Below are 12,727 nucleotides of genomic sequence, written 5' to 3' on the forward strand. Positions count from 1 at the left end.
ACACGAAAAGGAGATAAAAACAATGGCAAGAAAGAAAATTATTGCTGGAAACTGGAAAATGAACATGACACCAAGCGAGGCTGTAAAGCTTGTTGAGACTTTAAAACCGCTTGTTGTTAACGATGAAGTTGACGTAGTATTCTGCGTACCGGCTATCGACATCATCCCTGTTGTTGAGGCAGCTAAAGGTTCTAACATCCAGGTTGGTGCTGAGAACATGTACTTCGAGGAGAAAGGCGCTTACACAGGTGAGATCGCTCCGGCTATGCTCGTAGATGCAGGCGTTAAGTACGTTGTACTTGGACACTCCGAGAGAAGAGAGTACTTCGGTGAGACAAACGAGGACGTTAACAAAAAAATGCTCAAAGCTTTCGAGCATGGCATCACACCGATCATGTGCTGTGGTGAGACACTTACTCAGAGAGAGCAGGGCGTAACAATGGACTTCATCCGTCAGCAGGTTAAGGTTGGATTCCAGGGTGTTACAGCTGATCAGGCTAAGACAGCAGTTATCGCTTACGAGCCGATCTGGGCTATCGGAACAGGTAAGACAGCTACAACAGAGCAGGCTCAGGAGGTTTGCGCTGATATCCGTAAATGCATCGCTGAGATCTATGATGACGCTACAGCAGCAGAGATCCGTATCCAGTACGGCGGATCTGTAAACGCTGCAACAGCTCCTGACTTATTCGCTCAGGCTGATATCGACGGCGGTCTTGTAGGCGGCGCTTCCCTGAAACCAGATTTCGGAAAGATCGTAAACTACAAATAAGATCTATTTAAAAAGGGGCTTCGGCCCCTTTTTTTATATCTACTTATAGAAAAAATCAGAAAAACTCTCCCTGACACGGATAACACAGCCAACAAAAAAGCTGCATCTGATCACAGTCAGAGAGAGTTTTTCTTATCTTCAGAGTAAGGATTGTTTTTCTCTGAAGCTTTTTCTGTATGTTCGTTCCTTTCGTCAGGCTCGGGAACGTGTTCCACAATGTCCTCGATCTCGCAGTGGAGAATGGAACACAGCCTGTCTATGGTATAAATTTCAACATTTTTATTTTTTCGAAGTCTGTCCAGAAGTGAACGGGTGATCTGGTAATGTTCATAAAGATCATACTGAGTGATCCCACGCTCCTTCATCGTGACCCAAAATCTGTCATATTTTATCATATATATATCCTGTCCGATTCATCCTTGAATTAATCTTATTATGAAGGTAAAATTGGAATCACAACAGTGTCCTTATATCGACACTATAGAAAGGAGAAGCAATGAGGAAGTTTTTTAAAATCTTAATTTCAGTGGTGATCACACTGTATTTTTCAGCTACCATGTTCTACTGCTTTGTGGCAGGAACACCGGATGACGGAAAAGGGGCAGTGATCTATATGATGTCAGCAGCAGGCCTGTCGATACTGTTTCCAGCTTTTACCTGCGGCTGCATTCATTACATCCTTTATCTCAGAAAAAAAATGGATGAAAGGAGCAAATGATCAGGATTTATGGTATGATAACAATAAATATCTGGCAGGGTATGTCGTTTCAGAAAACGGTTATCTGATAACGGCAGAAACGCATCAGATGGCTGTGCTGTGATGCAGCCGTTACGTATTATAATAGAAAGAAAGCCTGCAGCTGTGCGTAAGACGCTTATATGATCATTTGCGGAGGATTTTATGGGGAATATTCTGGATTATCTTGACTGGAGAGGAGATCTTACCTTTGAGCAGTCACCCTTTAATGAAGTTGACAATCTGATACTGGCGTGTTTTTCCTATCTTGATCTGGATGAGAGGGCAGAAGTAAAAAACGGAAATACTCTTTCTGTAGAAGAACTCTTTGCGGCTTTTTCCAGACGGGAAATGAAGAAGGATCTGAAAGCAGAAAGTGCATTTCTGCAGAATACACCGGTGCTCCTTGAAAAAATGGCCTGTGCGGAGAGATTCCGGAAATGTACAGTAGGAGGCTTTGTCAATGAAATCCTTTCCAGTCAGGCTCAGCAGTTTGCGGCAGTGACTATAGGACTGGATGATGGAACCACATATATTTCCTTTCGGGGAACCGATGATACCATTGTGGGATGGAAGGAGGATTTTAACTTAAGCAACGGAGTTGTTCCTTCGCACAGAAAGGCGTTGGGATATCTGGAAACGCATGGAACTTATATACAGTCCATGCTGCGGATCGGCGGTCATTCCAAAGGCGGAAATCTGGCTATGTATGCAGCGATGCAGTGCAGTGACATCCTGCAGGAAAAGCTTCTTTCTGTCTATGATAATGATGGCCCGGGTTTCCCGGAAGGATTTTTCAGTCCCGGAAGAGTGGAAAGGGTTTTGCCAAAAGTCACTCGTATCATTCCCGAGGCATCTGTGATCGGTATGCTGCTCAGCCACCAGAAAGATCCGCGGATTGTAGCCAGTACACAGAAGGGGATCCTGCAGCATGATGCTTTTACCTGGGAGGTAATGGGGCCATCCTTTATAGAGAAAGAAAGTTTGACAAGAAGAGCTGCGGCGTCAGATCGAAGTCTTCATAAATGGATCGACCATATGGATGAAAAGCAGAGAGAGCATCTCATCGGGGAACTCTTTTCTGTGTTGGAAGCAACCGGAGCAGATACCATTTCCCAAATCCAGGAAGGTGGTCTGAAAAGTCTGGCTGCCATGGTGCGCCAGCTGGATAAACTGGAACCACAGTCAAAAGCTATGGTGCAGGAACTGATCACCGGACTTTTTGGCAGCTGGCTGGAATTGCTTCCTCTGCCGGAACTTGACAAAAAGCGTTTTCTGCCATAACATAGGAGTTACTCTGATAAAAATTGGAAAAAACGGAAAGGGGACATCAGAAAATGAACGAAAAAGTCGTAAATGCGGCCCTTCTTGGTCTCGGAACAGTAGGAACCGGTGTATATAAAGTGATCAAAAGCCAGGAGCAGGAAATGACAGCCAAGCTTGGATGCCAGGTAAAGATCACAAAGATCCTGGTGCGTAACCTTGAGAAAGCGTCCGGGAAGGTAGACGATCCTTCTGTTCTTACAACAGACTGGGCAGATATTGAGGGAGATCCTTCCATTGATATTGTGATCGAGCTGATCGGCGGGATCGAGCCGGCACGTACTTATATCCTTGCAGCACTGAAAGCCGGCAAGAACGTTGTAACTGCAAACAAGGATCTGATCGCAGTCCACGGAAAAGAGATCCTGGAAACTGCCAGGGCAGCGCAGAAGGATTTTCTGTTTGAGGCAGCAGTTGCCGGAGGAATCCCGATCATCAGCCCGTTGAAGAACAGTCTTGAGGCTAACCATGTAACGGAAGTTATGGGAATTGTAAACGGAACTACGAACTTTATCCTTACCAAGATGTCCCAGGAGGGAATGGAATTTTCAGATGCTCTTGCTCTTGCTACAGAACTTGGATATGCAGAGGCAGATCCTACTGCAGATATCGAGGGAATTGATGCTGGAAGAAAGGTTGCCATCCTTGCATCAGTTGCCTTTAATTCCAGAGTTACCCTTGATAATGTTCATATAGAGGGAATCACAAAGATCACGGCAAAGGATATCCGTTACGCAAAAGAAATGGGCTGCGAGATCAAGCTTCTGGGTGTTGCACGCTGTCAGGAGGACGGCGTTGAGGCCTATGTCTGCCCGATGCTGATCCCGGCAGAGCATCCCCTTGCATCCGTCAATGATTCTTATAATGCGGTTTTTGTACACGGAGATGCAGTAGGAGATACCATGTTCTACGGACGTGGAGCAGGTGAGCTTCCTACAGCAAGTGCGGTTGCCGGTGATGTATTTGAGGTAGTCCGTAATATGAAGGCAGATTGCTGTGGAAGAGTAGGCTGCACCTGCTATAAGACACTTCCGGTAAAAAATATGGCAGATACCCATAACCGTTATTTCCTCCGCCTGCAGGTAGAGGACCGCTGCGGTGTGCTGGCTGAAATCCTGGAGCATTTTGCAAAATATCAGGCAAGCGTGGCACAGATCATGCAGAAAGAAAGCAAGAGACCGGATACCGCAGAGGTTGTTGTGATCACCAAACTTGTAAGCGAGGGCGCTTTCTTTAAGGTTAAGGAAGAACTGGAAAACAGCGCATCTGTAAGAAAGATTTCTTCTATGATCCGTGTATACCAGAAATAATATCTTTCGCGTAAATTTACAGATCAGCCGTATCAGTTGTCGGGAAATTGAAAACAGACAAATTTTTGTCAAAGAAAACGTTGCAAAATTTCTGGATTTTGGTACTATATAAAATGGAAAACAAAAGAATCCTGAATGGTACAGAGGGTTTCAGAATCAGTGAAGAGCTGTGCCGGACAGATTTTCGATCAAAGATAAGAAGGGGAAAATTATGAGCAAAAAACCAACAGTTTTAATGATCCTTGATGGATACGGACTCAATGACAGACATGACGGAAATGCTGTATATGAGGCAAAAACACCGGTTATGGACGGACTCATGAAAGATTATCCGTTTGTAAAAGGCAATGCCAGCGGTCTTGCGGTAGGTCTTCCGGACGGACAGATGGGTAACTCCGAGGTTGGTCATATGAACATGGGCGCAGGCCGTATCGTATACCAGGAGCTTACAAGGATCACAAAAGAGATCCAGGACGGCGATTTCTTCAAGAATGAGGCACTTCTTTCTGCTATGAAGAATGCAAAAGACAACGATTCCGCGATCCATTTTATGGGACTTCTTTCTGACGGTGGAGTACACAGCCACAATACACATCTCTACGGACTTCTTGAGATGGCAAAGAGAGAGGGACTCAAGAAAGTTTACGTACACTGCTTCCTGGATGGACGTGACACACCGCCTGCATCCGGTAAAGAGTTTGTAGAGCAGCTGGAAGCTAAAATGAAAGAGATCGGCGTTGGCGAGATCGGTGTGATCTCCGGACGTTATTATGCAATGGATCGTGATAACCGCTGGGATCGTGTTGAGCTTGCATATAAAGCTCTTACACAGGGTGAAGGCGTAAAGGGAACAGATGCTGCAGCAGCAGTTCAGGCTTCCTATGATGATGACAAGACAGATGAATTTGTGCTTCCGACTGTTATCGAGAAGGACGGCAAACCGGTTGCAACTATTTCTGATAAGGATTCCGTTGTATTCTTCAACTTCCGTCCGGACCGTGCAAGAGAGATCACAAGAGCTTTCTGTGATGACGATTTTAAGGGCTTTGAGAGAGCAAAGAGACTGGATACCACATTCGTATGCTTCACAGAGTATGATGATACCATCCAGAATAAGCTGGTAGCATTCCACAAGGTTCTTCTTCACAATACCTTCGGTGAGTACCTTGCAGCTCACGATATGACACAGGCACGTATCGCCGAGACAGAGAAATATGCACATGTTACATTCTTCTTCAACGGTGGTGTTGAGGAGCCAAACAAAGGAGAGGACAGAATCCTTGTAAAATCCCCGAAGGTTCCGACCTACGATATGCAGCCGGAGATGAGTGCACCGGAGGTTTGCGAGAAGCTTGTAGAGGCAATCAAATCTGACAAATATGATGTGATCATCATCAACTTTGCGAACCCGGATATGGTTGGCCATACAGGTGTTGAGGCAGCTGCGATCAAGGCTGTTGAGACTGTTGATGCGTGTGTTGGTAAGGCTGTAGAGGCAATCAAAGAGGTTGACGGACAGCTCTTTATCTGCGCTGACCATGGTAACGCAGAGCAGCTTGTAAATTATGAAACAGGTGAGCCGTGGACAGCTCATACAACGAACCCGGTACCGTTTATCCTTGTAAACGCAGATCCGAAATACACACTTCGTGAGAACGGATGTCTTGCAGATATCGTTCCGACTCTGATCCAGCTTATGGGTATGGAGCAGCCGAAGGAAATGACAGGAGAGTCTCTTCTTGTTGAGAAATAAATAAGCTTCACGGAATCCCGGCAGATTTTTACGGATCTGCCGGGATTTTTTCATCCGATTGTTTCTGTTTCCACATATGAAAAAAATTTTCAAAATCATCTTGTAAAATCATTCCATTTCAACTATAATCCCTCTGATACATAAAAACAGGTAACTTTTGAGCAACTGTAAAGTTACAGAAAGAATAATAAAAAGAATAACAAAAAGCAGCACAAAGTTTAGGAACGATCAAATTAAATGGGGGGAAAAAAGATTTCATGAAAACAGACATGACACAGGGAAAACCGATAAAAGTGCTCCTGGGATTTACGATCCCGGTATTTATTGGTAATGTATTTCAGCAGTTCTACAATATGGTAGATGCGGTGGTTGTAGGAAAATTTGTAGGAACAAAGGCACTGGCGGCAGTTGGCTCAACAGGAACTATCATCTTTTTGATCATAGGCTTTCTTCTGGGACTTACTGCCGGTTTTACCGTACTGACTGCACAGAAGTACGGTGCGGGAAAAATGGATGAGATGCGTCAGACCGTGGGAAATGCACTGATCCTGACAGCGCTGATCTCGGCAGTGATGACAGCAGTCAGCATGACAGGTATGCATGCACTTCTGAAATTTATGCATACGCCGGATGATATTTTCAAGGATGCATATGCTTACGTTATGATCATCTGCGGAGGGATTTTTGCCCAGGCATTATATAATATCCTGGCCAGTATCCTCCGTGCACTGGGAAACAGTAAGGTACCACTGTATTTTCTGATCTTATCTGCAATGCTGAATATTGTGCTTGACCTTGTATTTATCATCGTGTTTAAGCTGGGAGCGCCTGGAGCAGCCTGGGCTACCATTATTTCCCAGGGAGTTTCAGGAGTCTTATGTCTGGTATATATCTGGAAGTTTGTGCCGGAGCTCCGTATGAAAAAAGAAGACTGGTATTTCAGATGTAACCTCGCAGCCAAGCAGATCGGTGTGGGAATCCCAATGGGACTGCAGTATTCCATTACGGCGATCGGAACCATGATGGTACAGTCAGCCTTAAATATGCTTGGCTCTTATGCGGTGGCGGCGTTTACAGCAGGAAGTAAGATCGAGCAGATCTTCACCCAGGCATATGTGGCACAGGGAACTGCCAGCGCTACCTACAATGCACAGAATATCGGAGCCGGAAAGCTTGAGAGAGTGCGGGAAGGCTTCCGGGCTTCGCATTTTATAGGAATTGTATATTCTGTTGTTGTTGGTAGTTTTCTGTTCTTTGCGGGAAAATATTTTGCATATCTGTTTATCTCAGATAACATTGAAGAAGTGCTTCCTATGGTAGCAATCTATGTAAAATGTGTGGCACTGTTTTTTATTCCTCTGTATTTTGTCAATGTACTGCGAAACGGGATCCAGGGAATGGGATATGGTCTTCTTCCTATGATGGCCGGTGTGGCTGAGCTTGCAGGAAGAGGGATCACCGCTACCGTTGCAGCCGGAAAAAGCAGCTATATCGGTACGTGTCTTGCAAGTCCGGTGGCCTGGATCTTTGCGTCAGTGCTCCTTTGGGTAATGTACTTCTATGTTATGAAAGATATGGCGCGGAAGCTGTACGGTACAAATAAGTTATAAAAAAACCGTGAAATGAGATGCAATTTCCGGAAAGTATGATATAATGAAAAAGCTGGTGAGTAAGACCAGAAAGTATCAATGGAAAGATGCCTTTTTTGAAGGCACATGAACATAGAGGTGAATAAATATGAGCAACGATGAAAAGAGGGATATCGAGGACAGGATCAATGATGCCATGGCAAAGATCGTCAGTGATACTGCAGGAGAGCCTCAGCCTGAAAATAAAAATAACAGATCAGCTGCTCACAAGTCGGCACGACCTTCGAAATCAGCAAGGCCAAGGAAGATCACCTACGTACCTATCGATGAATCTGAATTTGAACCTATTGTTATACCCGAAAAGAAAAAGCATAAGGCACTGAAGGTAACCGGAATGATCGCCGCCATGGTTTTGGTAGTGGCAGGCTGTGCATATGCAGGAGTATCTTATTATTACACCAGTCATTTCTTTGAGGGCACAACGATTAACGGGATCGACAGCTCCAACAGGACTGCATATGAGGTTGAGCAGGAGATCGCAAAAAAAATGGAAGGCTATTCCATCCAGGTAAAGGCCAGAGATCAGGAACCGCAGACTATAGAAGGAACGGATATCAGTTATCGTTATATATCCAGTGGTGAAGTTCTGAAGCTTTTGAAAGCGCAGAAGCCCTATGAATGGGTGAGAGGATTTTTTGAAAAGACGACTTACACAGCCAGTGAGCAGACAGCTTTTGACAAGTCAAAGCTGGAGTCAGAAGTGAAAGCACTGAACTGTGCCCAGAAAGAGAATCAGGTAGCACCGGAGAATGCGTACGTAAGCTTTAATGATTCCGAGTTTACGATCGTGCCGGAGACAGAGGGAAGTGAACTGAAGGTAAAAGAAGCCTATCAGATGATCAGTGATGCTATCAGCAGCGATGACGGGGAAGTAGATCTTGGCAGTAACCCAGATGCTTATGTGAAAGCAGATGTGACCAGCGACAGTGCAGATCTGCAGGCAACGGTGGATGCATATAATAACTTTGCGAGGGCAAGTATCACCTACACATTTGGAGATGAGACAGTAACACTTGATGGAAGCACCATCAAGAACTGGCTGCAGTTTGACGAAAAGGGCCAGCTGATCCAGGATGATGCATCCTTCAAACAGCATATCGTGGATTATGTGGCACAGCTTGCAGCGGATCATGATACAGTAGGTACAGAGCGTCAGTTCCAGACAACAAGCGGAAGAACCGTTTCGGTTTCCGGTTCTGCATATGGCTGGAAGATCGATCAGGACGGAGAGGTGGCACAGCTTACCCAGGAGATCCAGTCCGGAGCTCAGACGACCAGAGAGCCGGTTTATTCCATGAGAGCCAATTCTTATGGTGTGAATGATCTGGGAAATACCTACATTGAAGTGGACCTTACAGAACAGTATATGTGGTATTATCAGGATGGAAATGTGATCTTTGAATCAGATATCGTATCCGGACTTGCAAGTGATCCGGAGAGAAAAACACCTCCTGGAATCTTCACCTTGTACTATAAGAAGAGCCCGGATGTGTTACGTGGCACCAAGAAACCAGACGGAACCTATTCCTATGAACAGCCGGTAACCTACTGGATGCCGTTTAACGGAGGCATTGGATTCCATGATGCAGACTGGCAGCCGTACTTTGGAGGCGACCGGTATCTAACCGGAGGTTCCCACGGCTGTATCAATATGCCGCCGGATAAAGCGGGAGAGCTTTACAACATTATCCAGTATAATGTTCCGATCGTCTGTTTCTATTGATCGGATCTGTAGTCAAAAAACAAACAGGAGCCAGCCGGTGATCCGGTGTGTGGCTCCTGTTCTTTAGCAGGAGGAAAATATTATGTTTGATCAGTCATTCAGCTTTATACTTACAATCGCAGCACTGGTAGTAGGATTTATGCTTTTTACCGGACACGGTTCCTTTTTTATGAAAGGCGGAAACACACAGGCCAGAGCCCAGAAGTATGATGAGAAAAAAATGGAAAAGGTTTCAGGAATCTGTCTGATACTTATCGGAGTGGCTACAGGAGTTGACGCATTCACCACAAGTGTAGCAGCAAAGATCGCCTATGTAGTAATTCTGTTTGTGATACTTGCGGTATTTCTGTTTGTACTCAGAACAAAATGTATCAAAAAATGATCAGAAGTATCAGAACTATCCTTTAGGTAAAAAAGCAGAACTCCCCGTGAAACGGTAACCTGTCTGATCAGGCTCCGGTATCCGCGGGGAGTTTTTCTGTCTGTATTTAGTTTAATTTCGTTCGGCTGGTCTGCCGGAATGTCAGAGTAAAGATGATTCCCTTTACGATAGAAGTAAGGGAAAGTGCCCACCAGATACCATTGAGTCCCATTCCCGCATGAGTCAGCAGCATGGCAAGCGGGATTCTGGCCCCTGTCAGGATAATACTGATGATACTGCAGAGCTTGGTCATACCAAGGCCGGACAGTGCACCGATGGTCATCAGCTCAATGGCCATGAAAGCCTCACAGAAGCCGATGATGATCAGGTAATTTACAGAAATCCCAAGGGATTCCGGATCATGGAAAAACAGTCCGGAGATCGGGCGTGGGAGCAGCACAAAGGCTGCAGTTATGATAAGGCCCCAGATTGTCAGGATACCAAAGGAAATACGGTAGCCCTGGCGGATGCGGTCGTATTTTTTTGCACCGAAATTCTGTGCGGTAAAAGCATTTAAGGCAGAGGCAAAGCCGTCCGCGGTGTTCCAGGAAACGGATTCGATCTGTCCGCCCACACGCTGGACAGCAATGGCAGCAGCACCGAAGGCGGAAACCATTCTGGTCAGTACCATGGAGATCATACAGTAGAGCATGCTCTGGATAGCGGTTGGAAAACCAATGCGGAAGATATTTTTATAAAATTTTCCCGGAAAACGTGAAAAAAGATGAAGTTCACGAAGTACATTTGTTTCCAGCCCGGAAGTAAAGATCCGGAAAACCAGCACTGCAAAAACCAGAAACTGTGCAGTTACTGTGGCAATGGCAGCACCTAACGTTTCAAGCCGTGGAAAAGGTCCAATGCCAAGGATCAGGAGCGGATCCAGGAGCATATTTCCCACAAGTCCAAGAAAATTGGCCATCAGCGGAGATCTGGAATCTCCCTGGGCTGTAAAAAGTCCGGTGAGAGTCAGGTTCAGGAAGGAAAAAATGATCAGTCCGCAGGTGATCAGCATATAAGATCTGGCAGAAGAATATGCTTCCGGGTCTGTCAGATTAAAAAATCCGATCAGAGGATCAAGAAATATAATACTTGCTGCAGAAAATAAGAGACCGAAGAGAATGGTCATCTGCAGGGCACTGGCCGCGTAGGAACGTGCCTCTTTATAATCCTTCCGGCCGCAGGATTGTGCGGTGTTTACCTGTCCGCCCATTCGTGGAAGGGCTACCAGTCCCTGGGAAAGCCACACATACATGCCGCCCACACCGACACCGGCAACTGCCTTGGAGCCCAGAAGCCCGATCCAGGCCATGTCTGTGATATTATAGGCAGTTCCAAGAAGGGAAGATGCCATGATAGGAAGAGCAAGCTCTGAAAGCGTTTTCAGGATCGGACCGGAAGTAAGGTCTATGGATTTTGATCTTTTCATACTCATCTGCATATCTCCGTAAGGTCAAAAGGCCTGGTGATCCGGTAATCCGGTTTATCCACCTGACCGAAACCGTATTCAGCAAAGATAAAAGGAACTCCTGCTTTCCGGCAGGCATTAAAGTCTCCTATAGTATCACCGATATAAACCGGATCGGAAAGATTATTATCCTCGCGGATCTTCATGATATTTTCCGCTTTGGCCATGCCGGTGTCACCGGGACAGAGATGGCCCTTGAAATAGTGTCCGAAGCCTGTGGATTTCAGGAACACTTCAATATATCCGGCCTGGCAGTTACTGACGATAAAAAGAGGAAAACGGCTGGAAAGAATCTTCAGTGTTTTCTCAAGATCCGGATACAGCGGAGCACATTTGCGAAGCAGTGCCTCGTGCTCTGCCTGGCAGCAGCCGTCGATGATACGAAGCTGTTCTGCTTCCGGAAGCTCAGGGAAAAGAGCCTTTGCGATATCCGGCAGCAGCTGGCCGAAAAGCCCCATCAGTCGTTTGGCACTTACGTCGGTATCCATGTGCTCCGTATGGATAAGGTAATCACTCCAGGCCTCAGCTACGATTCCGGTGGAATCCCAGAGCGTACCGTCAACATCAAAAATAATACTGTCCATCAGAAAAACCTCCCCAAAAAACTATGATATGTAAAAAAAGCAACCCTTTGTACTGTACATAGTACAAAAAAGTTACTGTTCACTCCGTTCTCAGCAATACGCTTCGCGATGCACAGAATTTATGCTAATCGCATAAATTCGCGCGGTATGTTTCGGGTTTTCTGTGACCTTCGCTCACAAAAAACACCTCGCGGAATATTACCAGTGAACAGTTATCAAAATAATTCTATATGAGAAAAGAAAAAAAAGCAACTGCGCTTTTGAAGATTTTATGTTATAGTAAGGGTTACGAGGGAAAAACTATGAATTATAAGAATACGATCAGAGGTATATTCAAAGACAGGCCTAACCGTTTTATCGCTCATGTGCAGATCGGGGATCAGCTGGAAACGGTCCATGTGAAGAATACAGGCAGATGCCGGGAACTTCTTGTTCCGGAAGCAGAAGTGATCCTGGAAAAGAGTGATAATCCTGCCAGGAAAACGAAATACGATCTGATCAGTGTGAACAAGGAGGGCCGCTGGATCAATATGGATTCCCAGGCCCCAAATAAAGCAGCAGAAGAGTGGGTGGCGGCCGGAAATCTTTTTCCGGAGAAAGTGACTGTCAGGAGAGAAAAGACATACGGAAATTCCCGTTTTGACCTGTATGTGGAATCCGGGAAGCGAAAGGCTTTTATCGAGGTAAAAGGCGTCACTCTGGAAGAAAATAATATCGTGCGCTTTCCGGACGCACCTACAGAACGGGGGATCAAGCATCTCTGTGAGCTGATGCATGCAGCAGCTGACGGCTATGAGGCGTATCTTCTTCTGGTGATCCAGATGAAGGATGTAAGGTATTTTGAACCAAATCGGGAGACACATCCGGAATTTGGAGAAACACTTAAGGCGGCAGCAGATGCCGGTGTTCACATCCTGGCCTATGACTGTGCCGTCACGGAAGATTCCATGAAGATCTGTGATCCGATACCGGTAAGATTATAGAAAGGAAA

General features: G+C 45.7%; 12 protein-coding genes. 9 read left to right on the forward strand and 3 right to left on the reverse strand.

Features of this window, described 5'->3' with window-relative positions:
* Window positions 1–22 precede the first annotated feature (22 nt).
* Window positions 23–772 carry a triose-phosphate isomerase gene (gene tpiA / locus NE671_RS09390; protein WP_021977259.1) on the forward strand — a complete coding sequence of 250 codons (750 nt, stop codon included), beginning with the start codon at window positions 23–25 and terminating at the stop codon, window positions 770–772.
* A gap of 116 nt (window positions 773–888) precedes the next feature.
* On the opposite strand, the gene NE671_RS09395 is transcribed toward tpiA, so the two are convergent.
* Window positions 889–1,167 carry a helix-turn-helix domain-containing protein gene (locus tag NE671_RS09395; protein WP_015527002.1) on the reverse strand — a complete coding sequence of 93 codons (279 nt, stop codon included), beginning with the start codon at window positions 1,165–1,167 and terminating at the stop codon, window positions 889–891.
* Window positions 1,168–1,268: 101 nt separating this feature from the next.
* On the opposite strand from NE671_RS09395, the gene NE671_RS09400 reads away from it, so the two are divergent.
* The 7 genes from NE671_RS09400 to NE671_RS09430 all read left to right on the forward strand — a co-directional run bounded on the left by NE671_RS09400 (window position 1,269) and on the right by NE671_RS09430 (window position 9,648).
* Window positions 1,269–1,490, forward strand: coding sequence for a hypothetical protein (locus tag NE671_RS09400; RefSeq protein WP_021652279.1), 222 nt, complete (start codon window positions 1,269–1,271; stop codon window positions 1,488–1,490).
* Window positions 1,491–1,673: 183 nt separating this feature from the next.
* A complete protein-coding gene (locus NE671_RS09405; protein ID WP_173722595.1) occupies window positions 1,674–2,792 on the forward strand; it encodes an Mbeg1-like protein in 1,119 nt (372 codons plus the stop codon).
* A gap of 53 nt (window positions 2,793–2,845) precedes the next feature.
* Complete coding sequence (locus NE671_RS09410; protein WP_021652282.1) at window positions 2,846–4,141, forward strand: homoserine dehydrogenase; 1,296 nt, start codon at window positions 2,846–2,848, stop codon at window positions 4,139–4,141.
* A 211-nt stretch (window positions 4,142–4,352) separates the two neighbouring features.
* Window positions 4,353–5,894: a 2,3-bisphosphoglycerate-independent phosphoglycerate mutase gene (gpmI, locus tag NE671_RS09415; protein WP_015527007.1), complete on the forward strand. Its 1,542-nt coding sequence runs from the start codon at window positions 4,353–4,355 to the stop codon at window positions 5,892–5,894.
* A 257-nt stretch (window positions 5,895–6,151) separates the two neighbouring features.
* On the forward strand, window positions 6,152–7,504 hold the full coding sequence (locus NE671_RS09420; RefSeq protein WP_173740420.1) for an MATE family efflux transporter: 1,353 nt from the start codon (window positions 6,152–6,154) through the stop codon (window positions 7,502–7,504).
* Between the two features lie 127 nt (window positions 7,505–7,631).
* Complete coding sequence (locus tag NE671_RS09425; protein ID WP_243113434.1) at window positions 7,632–9,266, forward strand: L,D-transpeptidase family protein; 1,635 nt, start codon at window positions 7,632–7,634, stop codon at window positions 9,264–9,266.
* Window positions 9,267–9,348: 82 nt separating this feature from the next.
* On the forward strand, window positions 9,349–9,648 hold the full coding sequence (locus NE671_RS09430) for a DUF3784 domain-containing protein (RefSeq protein WP_015527011.1): 300 nt from the start codon (window positions 9,349–9,351) through the stop codon (window positions 9,646–9,648).
* A 106-nt stretch (window positions 9,649–9,754) separates the two neighbouring features.
* Here the strand turns inward: NE671_RS09430 and NE671_RS09435 are convergent, their stop codons facing one another.
* A complete protein-coding gene (locus tag NE671_RS09435; protein WP_044962002.1) occupies window positions 9,755–11,113 on the reverse strand; it encodes an MATE family efflux transporter in 1,359 nt (452 codons plus the stop codon).
* A gap of 2 nt (window positions 11,114–11,115) precedes the next feature.
* Window positions 11,116–11,736 (reverse strand): HAD family hydrolase, encoded by a 621-nt coding sequence (locus NE671_RS09440; protein WP_144094241.1) that lies wholly within the window; start codon window positions 11,734–11,736, stop codon window positions 11,116–11,118.
* 302 nt (window positions 11,737–12,038) lie between these two features.
* Here NE671_RS09440 and sfsA point away from each other — a divergent pair, with 302 nt between their 5' ends.
* A complete protein-coding gene (gene sfsA / locus NE671_RS09445) occupies window positions 12,039–12,719 on the forward strand; it encodes a DNA/RNA nuclease SfsA (RefSeq protein ID WP_173758972.1) in 681 nt (226 codons plus the stop codon).
* Window positions 12,720–12,727: the final 8 nt, after the last annotated feature.

Source organism: Blautia sp. DFI.9.10, assembly GCF_024461705.1.
In the GTDB taxonomy this organism is placed as follows: Bacteria; Bacillota; Clostridia; order Lachnospirales; family Lachnospiraceae; genus Blautia_A; species Blautia_A fusiformis.